We start from the raw sequence: 22,622 nt of genomic DNA, 5'->3' as shown, positions 1-22,622 counted from the left end.
CAGAAAGGTCGAACACGGCTCAGAGCAGGGCGCGGAAGCGGGCGGCGACCTCGTCCCAGGTCCACTCGCGGACGATCCAGTCGCGGCCCGCCTCGCCCATCTTCCTGGCGCGGCCGGGGTCCTGGAGCAGGTCGATCAGGGCGGCGGCGATCTCGTCCGCGTCGGCTCCGTCGACCACGAGGCCCGTCTCGCCCTGCCGCACGGCCTCGGGCGCGCCGCCCGAGGCCCCCGCCACCACCGGCAGGCCGGTCGCGGACGCCTCCAGGAACACGATGCCGAGCCCTTCGACGTCCACGCCGCGCAGCCTGGTGCGGCACGGCATGGCGAACACGTCGGCGGCGGCGTAGTAGCCCGGCAGGCACGCCGCAGGGACGGTTCCGGTGAAGCGGATCGACTCCTGCCCCCGCGCGAGCCGGACGAGCGTCTTCCGGTACGGGCCGCCGCCCACGATCAGCAGCACCGCGCCGGGCACCGCGCGCAGCACCCGCGGCCAGGCCCTGATGAGCTGGTCCTGGCCCTTGCGCGGCACCAGCCTGGACACGCACGCCACGACCGGCCTGCCGTCCAGGCCCAGCTCGGCCCTGGCGGCCCCGGGATGGAACTGGCCGGTGTCGACGCCGGGCGCCAGCCGTACCAGCTTCCCGGGCGGGATCGCCGCGGCCAACCGGGTGCGGGTGTACTCGCCCAGGTAGGTGACCACGTCCGCATGCTCGCCGATCCTGCGCAGCGCGGCGCGGAACAGCGGGGCGCTCGCCCACGACGCCTCGTGGCCGTGGGTCAGCATCACCACGCGCCGCGCCCCGGCCGCGCGCAGCTTCGGCGCGAGCAGGCCGAGGGGGGCCGCCGCGCCGAACACCACCGTCCGCGCGCCCTCCTCGGCGACCAGCCTGGCCGCGGTCCGCGCGACCTCGGGCGTGGGCAGCATCAGCGAGGTGGGGTGCCGGACGATCCGGTACGGCTGGCGCCGGTCGAACTCCGCGGCCCCCCGCCAGGCAGGGGCGTAGACGGCCACGCCGGGGGTGCGCAGCGCCAGGCCGTGCACGAACGACTGGATGCCACCGGGCCTGGGCGGGAAGTCGTTGGTGACGAACACCACCCCGGTCACGGCTCGCCGACGCCGTTCAGCCGTGCCCAGGACCGGGCGATGGCGATGCGCTCGGGAGCGGTGGGGTGCGAGGCGTACATCAGGTAGTCGAAGAGATTGGGAGAAACGTCCGAGATGTTGGTCACGGCCAGGCGCTTCTGCATGGCGGCGAAGGTGACGGGGTCGCGGGTCAGGTCGAGGGCGTGCACGTCGGCGCGGGCCTCGATGTGGCGGCTGACGACGTTCTGGGCCGGGCCCGACAGCAGGGTGCCCAGGCTCATCAGGCCCATGAGGACGCCCACCGCCCGCGGGTCGGCGACCGAGACGACCCCGGTGCGCCGGCGTACCGCGCCGAACACCACGTACAGCAGGATCGAGCCGAACGCGGCGGCCAGCCCGCCGATCAGCGTGCCGGTCAGGACGTCGCCGCGCTTGGCGTGCCCGAGCTCGTGCGCCACCACCAGCTCCACCTGGGGCTGGGGAGCCTGGAGCAGCGTGTCGTAGACGACGATGCGACGGGTGGCGCCGAAGCCCGACACGTAGGCGTTGAGCGCGGTCGTGCGCCGGGAGGCGTCGGCGACCAGCACGTCCTCGACCGGGACGTGGTCGCGCTCGGCCATGGCGAGCAGGTTCGTCCTCAGCGGGCCGGCGGGCATGGCGTGGAAGTCGTTGAACAGCGGCTCGAACACCACCGGGTAGACGAACGAGGCGGCCACCGTGAACAGGAACGCGCCGACGGCGGCCGGCAGCCACCACCGCCTGAACCTGCGGGCCAGCGCCACCAGCACCACCAGCATGATCGACAGCAGCACCACGTTGACGGCGAGGTTCTTCAGCCTGTCGGCCGTCCAGCCGGCCCAGTCCTGCGTCGACAGGCCGTAGGCGCGCAGCCGTGTCTCGACCCACATGCCGAGCGGCCACCGCAGGGCCTCCCTGATCGCGGTCAGCAGCAGCACGCCCTCGATCACCCGCAGCCACCAGGGGCCACGCAGCCGGCCCAGCACCCTGGCGCCGAACGGGGTGACGACGAGCAGGCCCGCGAAGACGACGGTGAGCGCCAGCGAGAGATAGCCGGGGATGGCGGTGGCGGCGTCGAAGGCGTCGGCCCTGGCGATCTGCGCGGCGGTGAAGTCTCTCGCGGGGTCTGGCGGGACGTCCGGCGCCCCGGGCGGCAGCACCCGCCAGGGCGTGCTGAACGCCGCCACCGCCAGGATGGCGGCCCCGAGCACCATCAACGCGCCCCCGGCCTGCCGCCGCGCACGCCGGTCCAGCCACTCCTCAGTCTCCGGCTCCCCCGGCCGCCCGCCGCTCTCCCTGCCCCCGGACTCGGTGTCGCCAGATTCGGCGCCGCCGGACTCGGTGCCCCCGGCCTCGGTGCCGTCCGGGGGATCCGGGACGGGGTCGGCTGGGATACCCGGTTCGGTGTCAGCCGGGCCGGGCGTTCCGGAGTCGGCTGGAGCGCCCAGTTCGGAGGCGGCTGAAGCGGCCTGCCGGCCTTGGGCGGCGGATCTGGGCGGGCCCGCGTCGGGCATGTCGTTCACGTCCTGACGATCGTCCATCTGCGTCCCCTTACGCCAGCTCGTCCCGCACGTAGTCGCGCCACCGTGCCGTCAGTGTCTCGACCGAGAGGCCGAGCGCCGCCAGAGCCGCGTCGACGCCGCGGCTCTGGGCATCACGGTAGAGCCTCACCAGGGTCCTCTCGCCGAACCGTCCGGCCAGGAAGCGACACGCCAGCCACGCCTCCTGGTACGCGCGCGCCAGCCGTCCCGGCTCACGCGCCGCGAACGCGGCGGGCCCGGGGAGCTCGCGCGGCAGCCGCCCGGCCCGGACCTCTGCGGCCAGCTCGGCCGCGGCCACCGGGACGGCGAGGCCCGCGTCGCGGTAGCCCACGTAGTCGGCGAAGCCCTCGTACAGCCAGGTGGGCAGGTGGTCGGTGCCCGCGGCGACGTGCGTCAGCTCGTGGGTGAGGACGACGTCCCGGCCGGTGGGGGTGAGCCGGGCGAACGCGGTGGGCAGCACGATCACCCGGCCGTCGTCGGCGACGGCGGCCAGCCCGTCGAGCCCGGCCACCCCTGTCAGCCCCGCCAGGCGGGCGCCGTCGGCGGTGGAGTCGGGGACGAGCACCAGCGGGCGCACCTGGCCGCCCAGGACGGCCGAGACCCGCTCCCCCGCCGCGTCGGCCCTGCGTGCCAGGTCACGGAGCAGCCCGGCGTCGGCGTGATGCCCCACGACCAGCGATCGGGCGCCGCGCACGGTCCGGGCTCCGTCAGGCCAGAGATCTCGGAGCCCGTCATGCGCGAGCGGGCCGCCCGGCGGCGCGCTGGCCGAGGCCGCCGCGAGGAGCACCACCCCCGCCAGCGCGGCTCGACGGCTCACCTGCACGGACACCATGCCAGATCGTAGCGGCCCGGCCGACCGGAGACGGCCGCGAGGCCGCAGGTCACAGCGCGGGGAACGCAGGCCCCCAATCGTCAAGACCGTGCTGCCGCAGGCGCGAAACCGGACACCACCCGCAAAGCCGCGGAGCGCCACAGCGGAACGCGGCCTGCCGCAGGCGCGAAACCTGGCACCGCCCGCAAAGCCGCGGAGCGCCACAGCGGAACGCGGCCTGCCGCGGGCGCGAAACCTGGCACCGCCCGCAAGGCCGCGGAGCGCCACGGTGGAAGGCGGCCTGCCGGATGACGGCACGCGAAAGCCCCGCCCCTGGCAGGGGCGGGGCGTTTCGTGATCGGTCACAGGCCGGGACGTACCGCGCCGACGAACGACGCCTTGCGCCAGCCGCCGAGCTTGTCGATACGCACCGATTCGCCGGTCCTCGGCGAGTGGATCATCTTGCCATGGCCGACGTACATGCCGACGTGTCCGAGCCCGCGGAAGAACATCAGATCGCCCGGCTTGAGACTCTTCCAGGAGATCTTCTTCTTGATGCGCGCGAACTGGCTGTTCGTCACGCGCGGGATCTTCACTCCGGCCTTCTTCCAGGCGTACTGGACGAGTCCGGAGCAGTCGAACGAGCCAGGCCCGGTGCCGCCGAACCGGTAGGGGTCACCGACCTGCTCCTTGGCCACGGCGACGGCCTTGCGGGCCTTCGCCATCTGCCGAGAAACCGTGGCCGTCTTCGCGGTCCCGACGGTCTTCGCCGCCGCGGTCGTGGAAGTGCCGGCCCTTTCGCTCGTCGTCGCCGCCTGCGCCGCCGGGGCATGGAGGATCAGCCCTCCAGCCGCCACGGACATCGTGAGCGCAACGCCACTCACGGCAAAACGGGACAGACGGGGGTTATGCGGGTGGGTAGACAGGATTTCTCCTTGGATCTTCCACGAACGCCTACCGGGTTAGCTGACGGATTCGGGCCTGGAAGTCGCCCTACGGCGCGTAACGCGCCGATTCACCCCTGATCCCTGGGGAACGGGATCGCTGGGTCCCCGGCTCCGTGCCTCCTGGCTGCACGGATTCGGCAGGCCTCACCGCCGGGTGTCGTGCTCGGTGGGAGTGGCGGCGGGCCAGCGGATGACTATCTCGTCCACATCGGGGGGACCGATGTCGATTCGCGGCGCCATGGCTTGGCACCGCGACGGCCAGAAGCTACGCCGAAAGTTCTGGAGCTGGCAAAGTCCGAGTCAGCCTGTAAAGATCAGATAAAGGTGTCAGTAAGGGGACGAATGCCTGCTGGAAGCCAGGCCGTCGTTACTCAAATGTGACCCTGCTCACAGTTGACGACACAGGTTCGAGTCAGGTCCCATCTGTAACTCTTGTCACATCCGTCACGTGGCAAGGGTCACCCGCCCCGCCGTACCGGCGGCCCGCCGTCCGGTGTGCCACGAAGATCTGCCACCAGCGCTCGGCCGTCTGGACCATGTCGTCGCCGAGGTACCCGAGGAACCGGCCCATGTCCCCCAGCCGGGCGCCGGCGGGCGTGGCGGCACCGAGGACGTCGGCTCCGCCCCGGGCGGCGTCGGCCAGCATGACGGTCATCTGGGCGCTCGCCAGAAAGGCTCGATACCAGACGTCGTCGTCGATGACGTACCGCTCGCGCCGCCGCCCGGGGTCGCGTTCGCGCCTGAGCAGCGCCTGCTCCTCGAGGTAGCCGACGGCCATGGAGATCGACGCCGGGCTGACCCGCAGCCGCTGGACCAGTTCGGCGGCGGTGAGGCTGCCGGAGTCGGTGGTGTACAGGCAGGTGAGCACCCTGGCCGTCGTCCGCGGGACCCCGGTCTGGACCAGCAGCGCCGTGAGGCCCTCCTCGAGGTCGCGCACCGCTTCCGGGTCGCGCCCGTATCCGCCGGTGGCGACCTGCGGCGCCGGTGACGGGGCCCGCCTGCGCCGGCGGGCGCGCCCTTCGGTCGCCTGGTGCGCCCGGTCGGCCCGGTAGCCGCCGGGCCCGCCGTTGCGCGCCACCTCCCGGCTGATCGTGGACGTCGGCCGCCCGAGGCGCCTGGCGATCTCGGCGTACCCGAGCCTTTCGGCGAGCCCCGCGGCGATGCTCTGACGGTCCTCGTAGGTCAGCCTGCCTCCCGGCATCCGCACTCGCCTCCCGTTTGCTCTTCCGCTCGACACACCGGGCGACAGTATTGCGTTTGTGCACACCTCATTGCAACTAAAGACACGGGAGACGTTGCATTCACCTTCAAGTCCATTGCAATTCTCTACTCTATTTAGCTGGCCAGACAGGGAAATCGGCGAATCACTGATTGACAGATTCATTGAATGCAACGTAGCTTTTGCTAGCAGTCGAACACGTACTATCTCGATGACCAGCCGGTCCAGAAGGAGCAGAGATGACCGAATCCCTCCCCGTCCTGGCGGGGTTGCCCGTGACGCGTCCCGCGGGCCGCCCGTTCGATCCCCCCGAGGAGCTGGGGCGGCTGCGCGAGCAGCGGCCGTTGAGCCGGATGACCTACCCCGACGGGCACGTGGGCTGGCTGGTGACCAGCCACGCCCTGGCCCGCGCCGTGACGGCCGACACCCGCTTCAGCTCACGGCATGACCTCATGCGCTCCCCGGTGCCCGGAGCGGCCTACGCCGGGCAGGCCCCGCCCGCCCCGCCCGGCATATTCATCGGGATGGACCCGCCCGAGCACACCCGCTATCGCAAGCTGCTCACCGGCAGGTTCACCGTCCGCCGGATGAACCTGCTGACCGCGCGGGTCGAGCAGATCACCGCCGAGCACCTGGACGCCATGGAACGGCACGGCCCGCCGGTGGACCTGGTGGAGGCGTACGCGCAGCCCATCCCCGCGCTGATGATCTGCGAGCTGCTCGGCGTCCCCTACGCCGACCACGAGATGTTCCAGCGGCACGCGGCGGCGCTGAACGACCACGACGCCACACCGGAGGCGCAGTACGCCGCCGTGACCGCCCTGCAGGGCTACCTGCACCAGCTGGTGCTGGCCAAGCGCGCCCAGCCCACCGACGACCTGCTCAGCGACCTGACCACCGACGACCTCACCGACGAGGAGCTCACCAACATCGGAGCCCTGCTGCTGGGCGCCGGCCTCGACACCACGGCCAACATGCTCGCGCTGGGCACCTTCGCCCTGCTGAGCCACCCGGACCAGCTCGCCGCCCTGCGCGCCGACCCCGGCCGCACCGACCAGGCCGTCGAGGAGCTGCTGCGCTACCTGAGCATCCCCCACACCGGCGTGCGGACGGCGGTGGCAGACGTCGAGCTGGACGGCCACCTGATCAGGGCCGGCGAGTCCGTCACCGTCTCCATCCAGGCCGCCAACCGCGACCCGGCCAGGTTCGCCGACCCCGACACCCTCGACCTGCGCCGGCAGCCCGCCGGGCACGTGTCCTTCGGCCACGGCGTCCACCAGTGCCTCGGCCAGCAGCTGGCCCGCGTCCAGATGCGGGTCGCCTTCCCCGCCCTGGTCGCCCGGTTCCCGACGCTGCGCCTGGCTGTCCCGCCCGAGGACGTGCCGCTGCGCACCAACTCCGACATCTACGGCGTGCACCGGCTCCCGGTCACCTGGGACGCGGCGTAACCCGCGGACGGGCCGGCTACGGACGGATCGCGCCCACGAGGCTGCGGCCCGTGAGCGGAGAGATCTTGACCACGTCACCGGTCTGGGGGGCGTGGACCATCTTGCCGTTGCCCGCGTAGATGCCGACGTGGCCGAGCCCGTTGCTGAAGATCAGGTCGCCGGGCTGGAGGTCGTTCACGGAGACCTTGCGGGCGGCGCCCCAGGCCCACTGCGACCAGGTGGTGCGCGGGAGGGAGACGCCCGCGGCCCGCCACGCCGCCTGGGTGAGGCCGGAGCAGTCCCAGCCGCCGGGCCCGGTGGCGCCGAACACGTACGGCTTGCCGATCTGGGCGTAGGCGAAGCGGAGGACGGCGGCGGCGTTGCCCGAGGCGGGGCCCGTGTACTTCAGACCGGTGCTGTTCGGGTCGCCGGTACGGTACGCGCCGAGCTTCTTGAGCAGCTTCTTCTGCTGCTTGATGAGGGCGAGGATCTCGGTGCGTTCCTTCTCGACCCCGTCCCGCTTGTCGTCGGCGGCCGAGAGCGCGTTCTGCGCGTTGTCGCGGTCGGACTTGAGGCTGCGGTTCTCCCGGTCGAAGGCCACCAGCGTCTCGGCGCGGGCCTGCGTGATCCGCCCGGCCAGCACCAGCCCGTTGAGCATGCCCGACGGATTGTCGGCTCCCAGCATGGAGGGCCAGGACAACATGTCGCTGCCCAGCTGGTAGTTGTCGATCGCCATCGAGACCACCTGCGCGCGCAGGTCCGCCACGGTCGCCAGCTTGCGCTTGTAGCTGTCGTTCAGCTTGGTGTAGAGCTTCTTGGCGTCCTTGTACTTCTCGTTCGCCGCGTTGTACCGGTCGACGACCTTGTCGGCCCGGTCGTTCAGCTTGTCGAGCTTCGCCTGGGCTTGCCGCAGGGTCGGTCTCGGCTCAGCCAGTGCCTCACCCGTTGGTGTAAGCATCAGCCCGGCCACAAGACCCGCGGCCACCGGCACCCGGCCAAACCTCACAGCGTCGCCTCCCAGAGATCAGATCTGGGGCGAAATAGTACAGAAGTGGCCGGTGAGGTCTCACCTGTTCCGCAGATTTGTAATCTAGGCCCTACCGAGGCGGCGCAGCAGCAGACCTGACGGAACCGGTCTGGCTCCCATGCGCCGCACGGACTCCGCCACCTCCCGGTCCGACGACACGACGGCGATGGCCCGGCCCAGCGGCTCGGCGCGGACGAGCTGGCGGATCAGGTCGTCGGCGATCTCGTCGGGCGCGCTGAACAGCACCCGCACGCCGCGCGGCGCCACCACCTGGACGGGCGCGTTCAGCTCGGCGCCGTCGAAGACCACGGTCACCTCGACCCTGGTCTGCGCGACGAGCCCGCCCAGGCCGGTCATCAGCCGGTTGCGCTGGTCGGCGAGCGTGAGCGTGCCGTAACCGGTCTTGGTCACGTTGTAGCCGTCGATGATCAGGTGAACCTGCGGCAGCGCCAGGAGCTGGTCGAGGAGCTGCGGATCGTCGTCCGCCAGGGCGCGGGCAGGCACGCCGCGCACGCCCGGCGTGCCGGGAGCCACCGCGGCGACCGAGTCGGCCGGCCTGCTGATCGTGGTGGGCAGCGCCAGCTCCCTGCGCAGCCCAGCCGAGGCGTCCTGCAACGCGTCGAGCAGGACCCTGACGCGGGCGTCCTCGATGCTCCGGCCCTCGCGGGCGGCCCTGCGCGAGGCTTCGAGCTGCTTCTCGGCGTCGGCCAGCCGCTCACGCAGGCGGCGCAGCTCCGACTCCCCCGCGCTGCCCGCCGCCGAGGCCGCGGACCTCGCCTCATCGGCGACGTGCTCCATCTCCTCGGCGCGGCGCACCGCGCCCTTGGCGCGCTCTCGGGCGTCGTGGAGCTTGCGGCGCAGGTCGGAGTTCTCGGCACGGGCCGCCCTGAGCTGCTCGCGGAGCCGGTCGGCCTCCTCCTTGGCGGCGCTCTTCTGCGCGGCTAGTTGCTCGCGCAGCCGGGTGACGGCCTCCTCGCGCTCGGAGCCCTCGGCCGCGACGGCCGACTGCTCCAGGTCGGCCCTGGCGGAGTCGACCATGTCCGCCCAGCCGGGCGGGCGCGTGAGGTAGGCGGCGGCCGCCACGAGAACGGGGTCGGCCGCCGGCGGGACGTTGCCCTCGGCCAGCGCGGCGACCAGCTCCGGCCACCCGGCCGCCACCGACTCGGCGACGACCTCGCGGAACTTCTTGTCGTTCTCGAGCTGCGCCGCGATGGGCGCGCTGCCGAGTTTGGCTCTTTTGCGCGGGTCGAACTTGGCGATGCCGCGCAGCGGCGGCGGGACGGAGACAGCAGGCATCGAGCCGAGGACCTGAGCCGCCAGGTCGACGACGTTCAGCCGCACCTGCTCGGGAAGCGGGCGAGACAGGCCTTCACCCGCTGAACTCATCCCACTGTCCCTTCGTGACATGCCCTTTCACACAAGGGTACGGCTGTCGCGTACCGGCCCGTGACGGCCGCCCCGATATGGACAAGCGCTTGGTTGGCGAGGTACGACTGAGCCGGGACCGACGCTCGCCCAGGAGGCCTATCGTGACGGAGCAGATCCGCACCTCCACCCGTGACCTGGAAGAACTGCGGGACCGGGTGTCCGCCTGGCTCCGGGGCCAGGTCGGCTCCCCCGTCACGGTCTCGGAGCTGTCGCGTCCGTCGGGGAACGGCCTGTCCAGCGAGACGCTCTTCTTCACCGCCTCGTGGGGGCGCGAGCGCACACGCTGCGTCGCCAGGCTCGCACCAGCGGCGGAGGCGGTACCCATCTTCCCGTCCTACGACCTGCGGGCCCAGTTCGAGATCATGCGCCTGGCCAGGGAGAAAGCTGGAGTTCCCGTTCCTCGGGCGCTCTGGCTGGAGCCCGACCCAGGCCCGCTGGGCTCTCCGTTCTTCGTCATGGAGCGCGAGGACGGGGACGTGCCGCAGGACCTCACGCCGTACACCTTCGAAGGCTGGCTGCGCGACGCCCGCCCGCAGGACCGGCGCAGGCTCCAGGACGCCACGGTAGGCGTCCTGGCCGCCCTGCACGACGCCCCCTTCACCGGCGACGACCTCGCCGTGCTGACCCCGGGAGGGCCGAACCGTGCCGGGGCGGGCGGCGGAAGCGCGAGCGGGCTGCGCGCGCACGTGGACGAGCAGCGCGCCTACTACGAGTGGGCTCACGGCAGCCTGCGGGTCCCGCTGCTGGAGCGGGCCTTCGACTGGCTGGAGGCGCACTGGCCGGACGACCCGGGCCCCGACGTCCTCTCCTGGGGGGACGCGCGCATCGGCAACGTGATCTACCGGGACTTCAGGCCGGTGGCGGTCCTCGACTGGGAGATGGCGGCGCTGGGGCCGCGCGAGCTCGACCTCGCTTGGATGATCTTTCTGCACCGTTTCTTCCAGAACATCACAGAGTCCCTGGGTCTTCCCGGCTTGCCGGACTTTATGCGCCGAGACGACGTCTGCCGTACATATCGTGATCTAACCGGCTATGAGCCCCGCGACATGGGCTTCTACGAGATGTACGCCGCCCTCAGGCACGGCGTCATCATGGCCAGGGTGTGGCGGCGCCGGATCCACTTCGGCGAGCAGGCCATGCCCGGCGACCCCGACGACCTGGTGCTGCACCGGGCCACCATCGAGGAGCTGCTCAGAGGCTAGCGTCGTAGACCAGCAGCGCGATCTGCACCCGGTTGTTCAGCTCCAGCTTGGTGAGGACGCGCGAGACGTGCGCCTTGACGGTGGCGACGCTCATGAACAGCTCGCGCCCGATCTCCGCGTTGGACTTGCCCTGCCCGACGGCCACCGCCACCTCACGCTCGCGCTCGCTGAGCCGTCCGAGCAGCGTGCGGGCCCGGTCGGCGCGGCGCTCGGGACCGCCGTCGGAGACGTGCGTGATGAGCTGGCGGGTCACGACGGGCGACAGGATCGGCTCGCCTGCGGCCACCTTCCTGATCGCCTCGACCAGCTCGCCGGGCGGGATGTCCTTCAGCAGGAAGCCCGCCGCCCCGGCCCGCAGCGCCCGCAGCACCTGGGCGTCGGCGTGGAAGGTGGTCAGCACCACCACCTCGGGCGGCGACTGGGCGGCCCGCAGCAGCTCGGTGGCGGTGAGGCCGTCGACGCCGGGCATCCGGATGTCCATCAGCACCACGTCCGGACGGTGCTCGGCGACCAGCGGCGGTACCTCGGCCCCGTCGCCGGCCTCCGCGACGATCTCGATGTCGCCCGTCCCCGCCAGGATCATGGAGAGCCCGGCCCGCACCAGGGCGTCGTCGTCAACGATGAGCAGCTTGATCGTCATGGGGTCCACGGTAGCCAGGCTCGCAGGAGGAAGTCGCCCTCGGCGGTCTTGCCGTGCTGCAGCCGGCCGCCTGCCAGCTCGGCTCGCTCGTTCAGCCCGATGAGCCCGGCCCCCGCCCCGGGCAGCCGCATGGGCTGGCGGCCCCCGAGGGGGTTGCGCACCTCGACCGTGACGCCGTCGTCCTGGCCGCCCGTCACGGTGACGGTGACGGGAGCGCCGCCGGCGTGCTTGCGCGCGTTCGTCAGCGCCTCCTGGACGATCCGGTAGACGTTTCTGCCGAGGCCCTGCGGCACGTCCGGGTCGGCCGCAGGTCGCCGTTCCCCGCCGGCGGACGTGGCGAGCGGGACGTCGAAGCCGGGCGTGGAGAGCGTCACGTCCATGCCCGCGTGCCCGCACTCCTCGACCAGCGCGGGCAGGTCGCCCAGCGTGGGCTGCGGCCGGTCGGGGACGGGGCTGTCGGGGTCGGCGCCCGGGTGGCGCAGCACGCCGATCACCTCCCGCAGGTCCTGCAGCGCCTGGTGCGCGCTGTCCCTGATCGCCCCGGCGGCCCTGGCGATCTCGCCGGACGAGGCGTCGGGCCGGAACTCCAGCGCCCCCGCGTGCAGGCTGAGCATCGAGAGGCGGTGCGCGAGCACGTCGTGCATCTCCCTGGCGATGCGCTCGCGTTCCAGCCGCTTGGCCTCCTCGGCCGCGATGTCGGCGCGCTGCCTGAGCGACCAGACGAGCTGCCGCCTGGCCCGCACCACGACGCCCCAGGCGAACACGGTCAGCACGATGGCGACGCCGAGGACGATCGCCCCCCAGAAGCCGAGCTCTCTGTCGGGCCTGAGCATGACGTAGGGCACCAGCGTGACGAGGCTGAGCAGGACGATCGGGCCGGAGAACTTGAACGGCCGGTGCACGGCCACCGTGAACAGCCCCACCACCGCTGCCCCGCCCACCAGCATCAGGAACGACGACACCACGGTGGTGACCAGGGCCAGCCCGAACGGCCACCTGCGGCGCAGCCACACCGCGGCGCACGACAGCGCGCCCGCGACCTGCTCGATCATCTGCAGCGGCCTCGGGTCACCGGCGAGGTCGGACAGGCTCAGATAGGTGAGGCCGCAGGCGGCGAGGAACATGACGGTGTCGACGATCCAGTCGCGCGTCGAACGCTTCGCCGGGCGCCCGTCGCTGCCGTCGCCCAGCAGCACGGAGGGCAGCACCCATCGGTATTCCGTCACGTTTCCCGAGGTTAACGTTCCGGAAGGGTCCCGAACAGCGACCAAAGTAGATGGGGGACGAGACCTCCGGCCGACGCGGCTCGAACCGGCCAGGCACGAACCTGGACGCATGAAGGGACTTTTCCACGTGTTCGCCTGGCTGCTGATCATTCAGGGGCTCGGCGGGCTGCTCAACACCGTGTTCGGCTGGTGGCGCTGGGCCCACGACCTCCTGCTGGTGAACAGCCTGCCGTTCCTCGACGGCTACGAGGTCTTCGCGGCCATCGTGATCGGCGTCCTCGGGGTGGCGCTGGCGGCCGCGTCCAGTTCGGCGAGGAAGGCGGCGGACCGGACGTGAGCACGAGCGCACTGCGCCCGCCGCGCAACCAGGCCGACCCGCGGGCGATCGCCTGGTGGACCGTCCAGTCCCTGATTCTCGCCGTGCCGTTGGCCGCCGCGGCCGTGGCGGCCTTCCTGCTGTTCACCGACCGTCCCGCCTGGCTGGCGGGCGTGGTGGGCGCGTTCGCCGCGGCCTGCCTGGTGCTCGCCTTCGTCGTGCCGCGCGCGTACTACCGGGTGGAACGCTGGGAGGTCACCGGCGACGCCGTCTACACGCGCAAGGGCTGGCTGACCCACACCTGGCGGGTCGCGCCGATGTCGCGCATCCAGACGGTCGACACCGCGCGGGGGCCGGTGCAACGCCTGTTCGGGCTCGCCGACGTCACCGTGACCACGGCCTCGGCGGCGGGCGCGATCAGGATCGAGGCGCTCGACCACGAGCTGGCCGCCGAGCTGGCCGAACGGCTGACCGCGATCACGCAGGCCACCCCTGGAGACGCGACGTGAACCGGCCAGGGCCCACGACGATCCCCCAGCCCGACTTGGACGACCTGAGCTGGCGGAGCCTGTCCCGGCGGAGCCTGGCCGCCTCGGCGGTGTTGTCGCTGGCCATCGTCGCGCCCGCAGTCGTCGTCCTGGCCAAGCTGCTGTACGGGCTGCACTGGCCGCTCGCCGCCATCGCCGCCGCGTGCGCGGGCGCCGCCGTGCTGATCGTCGCGGCGGCCCTGGCGTACGACGAGATGCGGCTGCGCACGACCCGCTGGCGGCTCACCGACGACCGGGTGGAACTGCGCTCGGGCATCGCCGTGCGGCAGCATCTGTCGATCCCGCGCGACCGGGTGCGCAGCGTGGACCTGCGGGCCGATCCGGTGCGCCGGGTCTTCGGCCTCACCGTCGTCAAGGTCGGCACCGGCGAGCACGCCACCGACCGCACCGAGCTCACGCTCGACCCGCTGACCGGCCACGAAGCCGAGCGGCTTCGCCACATCCTGCTCCGGACGGCCGCGCAGGAGGAGCCGGAGGGCCCGCTGGCCGAGCTGCGGTGGTCGTGGATCAGGTACGCGCCCCTGACGGTGTGGTCGTTCGCGGGCGGCGCGCTGGTGCTCGGCGGGCTGTACAAGCTGGTCGACGCGTTCGGCGTGAACCTGTTCAGCACCGGCACGGCGTCCGGCGCGTGGGAGTGGGTGACGGGGCGGCCGTGGCTCACGGTGCCGCTGCTCTTCCTGGCGAACGTCGTGATCGGCCTGCTCGGCGCGGTGCTGCTGTTCGCCGAGGCGTGGGGACGCTACCGGCTGGAGCGCGAGCCCGGCAGGCTCAGGCTGCGCCGCGGCCTGCTGACCACCCGCTCGCTGACGCTGGAGGAGCGGCGGCTGCGCGGCGTGGAGCTGTCGGAGCCGCTGCTGCTGCGGCTGGGCGGCGGCGCCCGCGTCAAGGCCGTGGCGACCGGGCTCGGCAAGGCGGAGGAGAACGAGACCGAGGATGTGGCGGCCCTCACCCCGCCGCTCCCCCGCGACCTCGCCGAGCGCCTGGCGGCCCGCCTCGCGGGCGCCTCAGACGGAAGGCTCCTGCCGCCTCCGGAGGCGGGCCCGTTCGGCGGGGGGCTGGTGCCGCATCCGAGGGCGGCCAGGCGGAGGCGGGTGGTACGCGCGCTGGTCACGGTGGCGTCGCTGGCCGCGGCGGCGGGCGTGGCGTCCGTGTGGCTGCCCCTGTGGGCGTCCCCCTGGACGTGGGCGGCCCCGGTGGTGGCGCTGCCGGTGGCGCTCTGGCTCGCGGCCGGTTCGTACCGCAGCCTGGGCCACGCCCTCGCCGAGCGGCACCTGATCACGAGGAGGGGCGCGGTACGGCGGCGCACGGTGGCGCTCGACCGGGCCGGCATCGTCGGCTGGACGATCACCCAGTCGTTCTTCCAGCGACGAGCCGGCCTGCTGACGGTCTCCGCGACGACCGCCGCCGGCGACGGCCACTACGACGTCGTGGACGTGGGCCGGGCCGACGGCCTCGACCTCGCCGCCGAGGCCGTGCCCGATCTCCTCGGGCCTTTCCTCCGCAAGCAGTGAGCCGCGGATTCCCCTCCGGCTTGCCCATGCCCCTGTACTGGGCAAACGGATCGCGCGGTTCAAGTGCTTGTGGACTCAAGGCTATTTGTCCCACTTGCAGATGAGTTGCAGCTTGTTAATCGCTAGCCCAGGGGGCGTCAGGCAAGGTCAGGCGCAGAAGTCCGCGATGGTGTCGGTGAGGATGCCGGTGAGGCGGCGCAAGGAGGCGAGGTCGGCCCATTCGGTGGCCGCGTGGGCTCCTCCGCCGTCCACGCCGAAGAGCAGGCAGGGGACGCCGGCGCGGTCGAGGACGGCGGCGAGCTCGGCCTCGACGGTGTCGGCGTTCTCGCCCGGCACCGTGCGGCGCTCGACGGTGATCCGGCAGTGCGCCGGGTAGGTCGAGGGCTCCTCGCCGCCCCGGATGACGGAGGCGTGCACGGTGCCGGTCCCGAGCAGCGGATGCGGTTCGCCTGCCGCGAGGCGACGGCCCCAGTCCTCGAGGGCGACGAGGAAGTGGCCGGCCTTGGCGATCGCGTCGACGCCCAGCTCGGGACGCGACCCGTGGGCGGCACGGCCCTCGATGTGCACCTCGAACCAGGCGAAGCCCTTGTGCGCGACGGTCACCTCGAGATGGCTGGGCTCGGTGACGATCGCCGCGTCGGCGGTGAAGGACTCCAGCACCTCCTCGGTGCCGAAGCTGGCGTGCTCCTCGTCGGCGACGCACGTGAGGACGACGTCGCCGCGCAACGGCCCCCGACGGGTGGCACGGACCGCGGCGGCCATCATGGCGGCGAGGCCGCTCTTCATGTCGAAGGCGCCCCGGCCGAAGATCCTGCCGTCGCGGATCACCGGGCGCAGCGGGTCGCCGTCGTAGCCGGCCAGGCCGACGGTGTCGAGGTGGCCGTTCAGCATCAGCGAGCGTCCGCCGCCCGTGCCGCGGGCGACCGCGACGAGCGAGGGCCGCCCCGGGCGTCTCTCCAGGCGGTGCACCTCGAGCCCGCGTCCGGCGAGCCAGGCGCCGCAGTGGTCGGCGATGTCGCCCTCGCCCGCGCCGCCTGGCACGAGGTCGGGGTTCACGGAGTCGATGGCGATGAGCTCCGCGAGGAGCTCGACCGGATCCGGGCTGTTCGGTGTCATGTGCTTCCTGGTGGGCTGCTGAGACGGGCGATCAGTCCCGGTCTGCGAGGCGGAGCAGGGTCGCGGGGTTGGCGTCCGCGCCCTCGGTGCACAACAGGACGACGGTCGAGCCCGGCCCGACCCCCAGAGCCTGCCGAAGGCCGGCAGCCGGACCCGCGCAACGTCCGGACCCGTCGGCCGGGGCCGCCCGGCTGGCCGAACGGTGCTCGCCGGTCAGGGCCGCGCGGGCGCCTGCCAGTGCGGCGGCGCCGCAGGGGCCGGCGCAGACGCCGAGGGCGGCGAGGTCGCGGGCCGCGCGGGCGCTGTCGACGTCGGTGACCGCGACGGCGGCGTCCAGACCGTCGCGCAGGTAGGGCCAGGCGAGGCTGGACGGGGTGCCGCAGTTCAGTCCGGCCATGATCGTGGCCCCGGTCGCCACGCTGACCGGCTCCCCGCTGAGCAGGCTCGCCAGGACGCAGGCCGCGCTGTCCGGTTCCACCGTGAGCAACGCCACGCCAGCCTCAACGGGCCCGGCGGATCCGCCGGAACCGACACCGACAGGACCGGCATGTCGGCTGCGGTAGTGGGTGATGGCGGCCTGGGCGAGAGAGCCCACCCCCGCCGGGACGACCACCAGCCCCGGCGACCCGGCCCCCGCGCCGCTCAGCTGCGCGTCGAGCTCGGCGAACAGCGTGGAGTAGCCCTCGACGATCCAGCCGGGAATCTCCTCGTATCCAGGCCAGGCGGTGTCCTGGACGAGCACCGCTCCCGGCCCGTCGGCGGCGTCGGCGGCGTCGGCGGCCAGGAGGACCGCGTCGTCGTAGCTCCCCGCGACCTGGACGACCTCCGCCCCCTCGGCCTCGATGGCGGCCACCGCGGCCGGGTGGACACCGTCCCGGGGAACGAAGACCTGGGCGTGCTGCCCGAGCAGCCGCGCCATGCGGGCCACGGCACGGCCGTGATTGCCGTCGGTGGCGGTGACCAGCCGTACGGGGCCGTCGTCCGTCCGCCGGGAGAGCACCTGGTGGATCGCCCAGGACGCGCCCAACGCCTTGAACGCGGGCAGGCCCAGGCGGCGGGACTCGTCCTTGACGAACACCCGCCCGACACCGAGCTCCGCGGCGAGAGCGGGCAGTTCGGCCAGCGGGGTGGGCGCGTAGCCGGGCAGCCCGGTGTGGAAGTCCCGCACCTGCGCCGGCGCGGGCGCACAGGTCCACGCCCGCGCGGCGGGCCGCGCGAACCCCGGACGCCCCGACTCCGACGCGACCTGCGGAACCCGAGTCTGGTTGGAAGGCGAAGCCGCTGGCGAGGAGGACACAGATCCACCGTGCCTGCCAGACTCTCATCGGTCCAGCGAATGTTTCCGGCGGCGCGTGCGGCTCACCCCGCAGGCCGAGATCCTCGTCGACCACACCGAAGCGGTCCTCGAACGGCTGGAGCGGGCGGAGGCGGAGCAGACCCTGCCCGCCCTGCTCGCCCGCGACTTCGACCTGGTCATCGCCGAGGAGTACCCGGGCAACCCCAACCCCAGGCCCGCCGAACTGGAACAGGAGGACCTCTGCGACGACCCGCTGCGGCTCGCCCGCCCACAGCCCGCGGACGCGAAGGCGACGCGACCGCACGACGCGGAGGCGGCCCTACGGCGCTGGCTGACCATCCGTGGGTGATGGACCCCGAGGGAACGGCCGCCCGTCACTGGGCGATGACCCTGTGCCGCACCGCCGGGTTCGAACCCGACATCCGTTTCGAGTCCACCGACCTTCTGCTCCACCTGCGGCTCGTCGAGCAGGGGCACGCCGCCGCGTTCCTGCCCGACCTCGTGTGGAGCGGGCGCCCACCGGCGGTCGCCGTGCGTCCGCTGCCCCACGGCCATCGAACGCGCCGGCTGTTCACCGCCGTCCGCCGTGGACGGGGTGGGCACCCCGCCATCCGCGCCTGCCGGCAGGCGGCCGTCACGCTCAAGCCCTCGCCGTGACGGGTCAGCTGCCGATCGGCTTCTTGGCCAGTTCCGCCAGGTACGCCTTGGCCACCCGCAACGCGCCGCCGCGCGCCTCGTCGTCGGGCATGAGCGTGACCTTGGACGAGTTGGCGGGCTCGTCCTTGGGCCGCTGGGCCCCGGCGTAGTCGACCTGGATCACCAGCGGCCCCTGCCGCACCACGACGCTGCCGCTGGCGTTGAACACGTCCCCGTGCTTGAACTGCACGTACTGGCTGTAGGCCGCCTCCCCCAGCCCCGTGACGTCGCTGAGTTTGCTCCACGTGATGCCGCCCATGGACGAGTCGGCCGTGGCACCGGCCCGGCCGCGCTCCCCGACGTAGAACGCCTGCGCGGCGGGCTTGTCCTCGGCTCCGGCCCGGTTGGTGAACCGGTGTGTGGTGATCACGACGCTGCGGATCTTCTTGACCCCGCCGTCACCCGGAACGTCCAGGTTGAGCCAGCGGCATTCGGTCTGTGCGTCGTTGCCGGCCTCGACGCCCCGCGCCCTGGGTGTCGGGTTGGGCACCAGCTCGGTGGCGAGCTGCGTCATGGCCTGGCAGGCGGGCGGGAAGACGGCCAGGTTGGTCGGCGAGGGCGTCGGCGTGGCGGTCGGCGCGGTGGTCTGGGCCTTGTCGGGCTGGGCGAGCGCGTTCGGGTGCTGCGCCTTCCACGCGGCCACGCCCTTGGCGACGTGCCCGATCAGCATGCTCGCCTCGCGGATCGCGTTCTCCTCGGTGACCGCCTGCGCGGAGTCGTTGGTAAGGATCTTGGCGTCCTTGCGCTGCTGCCCCGCCTGGTACTTGACCTCGATCGTGACGTCGTCGACGCGCGCCTGCGCCTGCCCGAAGGCGTACCAGAGCATGCTGCCGGAGCGGCGCCAGGTGTACTGGGCGAACGCGCCGTCGCCCACGCCGGATACGTCCTTGACCGGCGAGATGTACTCCTTCTCGCCCTTCTCGAGGGTCGGCTTGGCGGTCTCGCTGTACTTCGCGCCGCCGTAGTCGACCTCGTACGAGCCCTGCGCCATGGCCCTGCCGGTCTTGGCGCCGTCGCCCCGGTGCTGCGCGATCTTGACCTCGATCTCGCGGCTGCGCCAGTACTCGCCGAACGAGATGCGCTGGTTGTTCCAGCCGCAGGAGAAGGTGACCGCGTACTCGGTGTCTCTGGAGTCCTTGGCCACGGTCGCGTCGGGCACCAGGCGCTCGGTCTCCTGTTTGGGGACCATGGAGCACGCGTCCATCGTCGCGGGCGCGCCCGCCACCGCCACGCTCTGGGACGAGCGTCCGGGGGTGGGAGCGGGGCTCTCCGCCGCACGTCTGCCGAGCAGCAGGTAGGCGCCCGCGCCGCCGCCGACCAGCACGACGACCAGCGCGGCCACCACCGGCAGGATCCACCCGCGCCGTTTCGGGGGCGGGGGCGGCGACACCGGCATGGTCGGCGGTGTCATCGTCGGCGGCTTGTACTGGCCGTGCGGCATCGGGTAGGGGGTGGTCGGCGGCTCGTACTCGTTACCGGGGTGCACGAGTTACTCCTGGGGTTTGCCTGACTTGCGGGGAGACATGCTAGTGACAACGGTTGCAAACCGCTTGCAGCGCCTCACGGTTTCAACGCGGCCGACACCAGCCTGGCGGCCTTCAGCGCGGTCTGCCGATCGGCCGGGGTGCCGGGGGCGACGTCGTCGTGGTGCAGGATCACCTCACCGATCAGGTTGCTGCTGCGGAACAGCACCGTGCTGTCGGTGTCGCCGGACTTCGCGGAGTTCATGGCCAGCACGAAGGTGTCCTGGACGAACGCCGCCTCGCCGATGCCCTGGACGTCGCTGACCCCACCGGTGGCCTTGCGGAAGACCGTGCCCTTGGCGGCTGCCCGGTTGCCACGCTCGCTGGTGTAGCGCAGCCCGGCCGCGGCGGGGCCGCTGTAGCCGCCGTTCGGCCGCTCCACCCGGGTGCGGACGGTGATCGACCAGACGACCTCGGAACCGTCGCGCACCTGCCACTGGCACTCGCCCGCCCTCGTCTGCGCGCGCTGGGCCTTCGCCTTCAGCAGGTCGGCGGCCTGGACGTCGGTCAGCAGCCCGCACGGGTCGGGCGCCGACGCGTAGCTGCCCATGTCGTCGTCGCCCTTCGGGACGCCCAGGCCGTACCAGCCGCCCGCGCCGAGCAGCACGACGGCGGCCAGCACGGCGGGCACCAGCCACCACCGGCGGCGGCGGGGCGGCCGTTCCGGGCGGGACGGCCCTTCTGGGTGGGACGGCCGCGAGCCGCCGCTCAACGCCTCGCGGACCTGCGCGGCCGTGGGACGGGACGCCGGGTTCTTGGCCAGCATCGCCATCAGCAGGCCGCCGAGGTCGCGGCCCGCTCTGGCGGGGAACGGCGGCTCGTGCAGCAGCACCGCCGCCGCCACCGCCGCGGCCAGCTCGCGCTCGAACGGGGGACGTCCCTCGACCGCCGTGTAGAGGCTCGCGCCCAGCGACCACAGGTCGGAGGCGGGGCCCGTGGCCTGCCCGTTGAGCCGCTCGGGGGCCATGTAGCCGGGCGAGCCCGCGCCGCCGTACCGGTCGCCCTGGCCGTCCATCGGGGCCGCGATGCCGAAGTCGGTGAGCATGGCCGAGCCGTCGGCGTCGAGCAGGATGTTGGCCGGTTTGACGTCCTGGTGCAGGATGCCGTGCGCGTGCGCCACGTCCAGCGCCGACAGCACCCGCAGGCCGACGCGCGCGACGAAGTCGGGCGGGAGCGGGCCGTGCTCCTTGATGACCTTGTCGAGGGAGCGGCCGGTGACGAGGTCCATGATGATCCACGGCTGGTCGCCGTCGAGCACCACGTCGTGGACCAGCACGATGGCGGGGTCGCGCAGCCGCCCCGCCGACCTGGCCTCGTGGATGGCCCGGCCGGCGAACTCGGCGCGCTCGTGCGGCGTCAGCCCGGACGGCACCCGCACCTGCTTGACCGCCACCTCCCGGTTCAGCGTCTCGTCCAGGGCTCGCCACACCGTGCCGGCGCCGCCCTGGCCGAGCGGTTCCACCAGCCGGTAACGGCCTGCCAGCAGGTACTGGTGGTCATCCCGCACGGCGCAGCGCCTGTTCCGCCGCCCGCGCGGCCGCCAGCACCGACTGCTTGACGTCCTCGTCGGTCGGCTTGTTGGCGAGCGTGGTGTACTCGACGCTCACCACCAGGTTGGCCAGCCGGTAGTAGACGTAGGCCGAGTGGATCCGGCCGCCCTGCGACGCCGAGAGCTCGAACGCGAACGCCTCCTCCCCGAGGCCGCCGAGCGCCCGGACCGGGGTGCGGCTCGCCTTGTTCCGGCCCTTCGCGCCGATCTCCGGCCAGGTCCAGTCGATCGTGTCGTACTTGGCCCAGTAGCGCTTCTGGTTGTCGAAGAGGGTGTGGGCGCCCTGGGACGTCATCGACCACGGGTCGGGCGTGTCGGAGTCCTTCTGCAGTTGCACGCCGACGCCCGTGTTCTGGATCGGCCAGCTGCACTTGGGGCCGAGCTCGTCGGAGCTGGGCTGGGGCTTGGGCGGCTGCTGGGTGCGCAGCAACTGGCCGACCTCCTGCTGGGTGAGCAGCTTGCACACGTCCATCGGGACGGTGAAGGCGGTCGGCGTCGCGTCGCCCGGGGTTCTCAGCAGGAAGAAGGCGGTCGCGGCGAGTGCCACCGCGAGCGCCGAGGCGGAGGCGATCCAGACGGCGGCCCTGCCGCGCCGCGGCACCCTGCCGGGCGCGGTGAGGTCCTGGTCGACCGGGAGCTGGGCGGGCCGGCCCTCCGCGACCTGCCTGAGCGCCTGCGCGGCGGCCTGGACGGTGGGACGGGCGGCCGGGTGACGGGCCATCATGGCGGCCACCAGCGGGCCGAGCGGGCCACGCCCGACGGGCAGCGGCCGTGTCAGCGTGGCCGTGATCCGGTCGCCGGGCGAGCCGTCGTAGGCGGGACGCCCCTCGGCGGCGGAGAACAGGGTCGCGCCCAGGGACCACAGGTCGCTGGCCGGGCCGCCGGGGTCGCCTTCGAGCCGTTCGGGCGCGATGTAGCCGGGAGAGCCGATCATCAGGCCCTGCTGGGTCAGCGTCGCCTGGCCCTCCTGCCTGGCGATGCCGAAGTCGGTCAGCACCACCCGGCCCGTGTCGGTGAGGAACACGTTGCCCGGCTTGACGTCCCGGTGCTGCAGGCCCTGGGCGTGCGCGGCGGCCAGCGCGTCGAGGACGTCCGCGCCGACGCGGGCGACCTGCTGCTGCGGCATCGGCCCCTGCGCGCGCACCGCGTCGGCGAGCGTGCGGCCCCGCAGCAGCTCCATGACCAGCCAGGGCCGGTCGTACTCGACGACGACGTCGTGCAGCGCCACGATGCCGGGGTGACGCAGCCCGGCGGTCGCCTGCGCCTCGCGCACGGCCCTGGTGACCAGCTCGGCCCGCTCCCGGGGAGGGACGCCCTCGGGCAGCGTCAGCTCCTTGACCGCGACCTCGCGGTCAAGCATCTCGTCCTTGGCCAGCCACACTCTTCCCATCCCGCCGCTGCCGAGCGGGCGCAGCAGAACGTAGCGGTTGGCAAGTCTTCCCCCGGACATAAAGGGAAGACTAACTAAGGATCTAGACGAGTAGTTATTCGCTCGC

The 22,622-nt window shown here is 72.7% G+C and carries 21 protein-coding genes and 1 riboswitch; of the genes, 7 read left to right on the top strand and 14 right to left on the bottom strand.

The features are described 5' to 3' along the window. Positions 1 to 19: 19 nt before the first annotated feature. The 5 genes from ABT294_RS16315 to ABT294_RS16295 all read right to left on the bottom strand — a co-directional run bounded on the left by ABT294_RS16315 (position 20) and on the right by ABT294_RS16295 (position 5,602). Positions 20 to 1,105, bottom strand: coding sequence for a glycosyltransferase family 4 protein (locus ABT294_RS16315; protein WP_350806456.1), 1,086 nt, complete (start codon positions 1,103 to 1,105; stop codon positions 20 to 22). Then, on the bottom strand, positions 1,102 to 2,643 hold the full coding sequence (locus tag ABT294_RS16310; protein ID WP_350806455.1) for a M48 family metallopeptidase: 1,542 nt from the start codon (positions 2,641 to 2,643) through the stop codon (positions 1,102 to 1,104). Before ABT294_RS16310 ends, ABT294_RS16315 begins: the two co-directional genes overlap by 4 nt. A 10-nt stretch (positions 2,644 to 2,653) precedes the next feature. Next, positions 2,654 to 3,460, bottom strand: coding sequence for a gluzincin family metallopeptidase (locus ABT294_RS16305; protein ID WP_350806454.1), 807 nt, complete (start codon positions 3,458 to 3,460; stop codon positions 2,654 to 2,656). A 356-nt stretch (positions 3,461 to 3,816) separates the two neighbouring features. Continuing rightward, entirely contained in the window at positions 3,817 to 4,338 is a 522-nt protein-coding gene (locus ABT294_RS16300) for a C40 family peptidase (protein ID WP_350806452.1), read from the bottom strand. A 52-nt stretch (positions 4,339 to 4,390) separates the two neighbouring features. Beyond that, positions 4,391 to 4,551, bottom strand: a riboswitch (cyclic di-AMP (ydaO/yuaA leader). A 262-nt stretch (positions 4,552 to 4,813) separates the two neighbouring features. Beyond that, complete coding sequence (locus tag ABT294_RS16295; protein WP_350806451.1) at positions 4,814 to 5,602, bottom strand: GbsR/MarR family transcriptional regulator; 789 nt, start codon at positions 5,600 to 5,602, stop codon at positions 4,814 to 4,816. A gap of 257 nt (positions 5,603 to 5,859) precedes the next feature. On the opposite strand from ABT294_RS16295, the gene ABT294_RS16290 reads away from it, so the two are divergent. Then, positions 5,860 to 7,068 (top strand): cytochrome P450, encoded by a 1,209-nt coding sequence (locus ABT294_RS16290; protein ID WP_350806449.1) that lies wholly within the window; start codon positions 5,860 to 5,862, stop codon positions 7,066 to 7,068. Between the two features lie 16 nt (positions 7,069 to 7,084). On the opposite strand, the gene ABT294_RS16285 is transcribed toward ABT294_RS16290, so the two are convergent. Continuing rightward, positions 7,085 to 8,005, bottom strand: coding sequence for a C40 family peptidase (locus ABT294_RS16285; RefSeq protein ID WP_350806447.1), 921 nt, complete (start codon positions 8,003 to 8,005; stop codon positions 7,085 to 7,087). 132 nt (positions 8,006 to 8,137) lie between these two features. Then, positions 8,138 to 9,460 (bottom strand): NYN domain-containing protein, encoded by a 1,323-nt coding sequence (locus ABT294_RS16280; RefSeq protein WP_350806446.1) that lies wholly within the window; start codon positions 9,458 to 9,460, stop codon positions 8,138 to 8,140. Positions 9,461 to 9,603: 143 nt separating this feature from the next. On the opposite strand from ABT294_RS16280, the gene ABT294_RS16275 reads away from it, so the two are divergent. After that, positions 9,604 to 10,704, top strand: a complete 1,101-nt coding sequence (locus tag ABT294_RS16275) for a phosphotransferase family protein (RefSeq protein WP_350806445.1) — start codon at positions 9,604 to 9,606, stop codon at positions 10,702 to 10,704. Here the strand turns inward: ABT294_RS16275 and ABT294_RS16270 are convergent. Then, complete coding sequence (locus ABT294_RS16270) at positions 10,694 to 11,344, bottom strand: response regulator (protein WP_350806442.1); 651 nt, start codon at positions 11,342 to 11,344, stop codon at positions 10,694 to 10,696. The two genes, ABT294_RS16275 and ABT294_RS16270, sit on opposite strands and share 11 nt — an antisense overlap. Then, positions 11,341 to 12,570 carry a sensor histidine kinase gene (locus tag ABT294_RS16265; protein ID WP_350806441.1) on the bottom strand — a complete coding sequence of 410 codons (1,230 nt, stop codon included), beginning with the start codon at positions 12,568 to 12,570 and terminating at the stop codon, positions 11,341 to 11,343. The genes ABT294_RS16270 and ABT294_RS16265 overlap by 4 nt, the downstream gene beginning before the upstream one ends. Before the next feature lie 109 nt (positions 12,571 to 12,679). Between ABT294_RS16265 and ABT294_RS16260 the strand changes: the two genes are divergently transcribed. From ABT294_RS16260 to ABT294_RS16250, 3 genes are read left to right on the top strand one after another with little or no spacing between them, the layout of a single operon-like run. Further along, positions 12,680 to 12,907 (top strand): hypothetical protein, encoded by a 228-nt coding sequence (locus ABT294_RS16260; protein WP_350806440.1) that lies wholly within the window; start codon positions 12,680 to 12,682, stop codon positions 12,905 to 12,907. Then, on the top strand, positions 12,904 to 13,395 hold the full coding sequence (locus ABT294_RS16255; RefSeq protein WP_350806439.1) for a PH domain-containing protein: 492 nt from the start codon (positions 12,904 to 12,906) through the stop codon (positions 13,393 to 13,395). Before ABT294_RS16260 ends, ABT294_RS16255 begins: the two co-directional genes overlap by 4 nt. Further along, positions 13,392 to 14,945, top strand: a complete 1,554-nt coding sequence (locus tag ABT294_RS16250; protein WP_350806438.1) for a PH domain-containing protein — start codon at positions 13,392 to 13,394, stop codon at positions 14,943 to 14,945. The genes ABT294_RS16255 and ABT294_RS16250 overlap by 4 nt, the downstream gene beginning before the upstream one ends. Positions 14,946 to 15,092: 147 nt before the next feature. Here the strand turns inward: ABT294_RS16250 and ABT294_RS16245 are convergent, their stop codons facing one another. Both ABT294_RS16245 and ABT294_RS16240 read right to left on the bottom strand, forming a co-directional pair. Next, positions 15,093 to 16,061 carry a M20/M25/M40 family metallo-hydrolase gene (locus tag ABT294_RS16245; protein WP_350806437.1) on the bottom strand — a complete coding sequence of 323 codons (969 nt, stop codon included), beginning with the start codon at positions 16,059 to 16,061 and terminating at the stop codon, positions 15,093 to 15,095. Between the two features lie 31 nt (positions 16,062 to 16,092). Further along, positions 16,093 to 17,358: a pyridoxal-phosphate dependent enzyme gene (locus tag ABT294_RS16240; RefSeq protein ID WP_350806435.1), complete on the bottom strand. Its 1,266-nt coding sequence runs from the start codon at positions 17,356 to 17,358 to the stop codon at positions 16,093 to 16,095. Positions 17,359 to 17,413: 55 nt separating this feature from the next. Here ABT294_RS16240 and ABT294_RS16235 point away from each other — a divergent pair, with 55 nt between their 5' ends. Together ABT294_RS16235 and ABT294_RS16230 are read left to right on the top strand one after the other, a co-directional pair. After that, positions 17,414 to 17,707 (top strand): type 2 periplasmic-binding domain-containing protein, encoded by a 294-nt coding sequence (locus tag ABT294_RS16235; protein ID WP_350806434.1) that lies wholly within the window; start codon positions 17,414 to 17,416, stop codon positions 17,705 to 17,707. Continuing rightward, the gene (locus ABT294_RS16230) at positions 17,707 to 18,015 is read left to right on the top strand and encodes a LysR substrate-binding domain-containing protein (protein ID WP_350806664.1); all 309 of its coding nucleotides are present in this window, start codon (positions 17,707 to 17,709) and stop codon (positions 18,013 to 18,015) included. Before ABT294_RS16235 ends, ABT294_RS16230 begins: the two co-directional genes overlap by 1 nt. Before the next feature lie 4 nt (positions 18,016 to 18,019). Here ABT294_RS16230 and ABT294_RS16225 read toward each other — a convergent pair whose 3' ends face one another. The 3 genes from ABT294_RS16225 to ABT294_RS16215 form a co-directional block, all read right to left on the bottom strand. Beyond that, the gene (locus ABT294_RS16225; RefSeq protein ID WP_350806432.1) at positions 18,020 to 19,540 is read right to left on the bottom strand and encodes a hypothetical protein; all 1,521 of its coding nucleotides are present in this window, start codon (positions 19,538 to 19,540) and stop codon (positions 18,020 to 18,022) included. Positions 19,541 to 19,614: 74 nt separating this feature from the next. Next, the gene (locus ABT294_RS16220; RefSeq protein ID WP_350806430.1) at positions 19,615 to 21,084 is read right to left on the bottom strand and encodes a serine/threonine-protein kinase; all 1,470 of its coding nucleotides are present in this window, start codon (positions 21,082 to 21,084) and stop codon (positions 19,615 to 19,617) included. Continuing rightward, on the bottom strand, positions 21,074 to 22,576 hold the full coding sequence (locus tag ABT294_RS16215; RefSeq protein WP_350806429.1) for a serine/threonine-protein kinase: 1,503 nt from the start codon (positions 22,574 to 22,576) through the stop codon (positions 21,074 to 21,076). Before ABT294_RS16215 ends, ABT294_RS16220 begins: the two co-directional genes overlap by 11 nt. Positions 22,577 to 22,622: the final 46 nt, after the last annotated feature.

This window comes from Nonomuraea sp. NPDC000554 (assembly GCF_040300065.1).
In the GTDB taxonomy this organism is placed as follows: Bacteria; Actinomycetota; Actinomycetes; order Streptosporangiales; family Streptosporangiaceae; genus Nonomuraea.
This window is presented reverse-complemented; position numbering and strand designations above follow the sequence as displayed.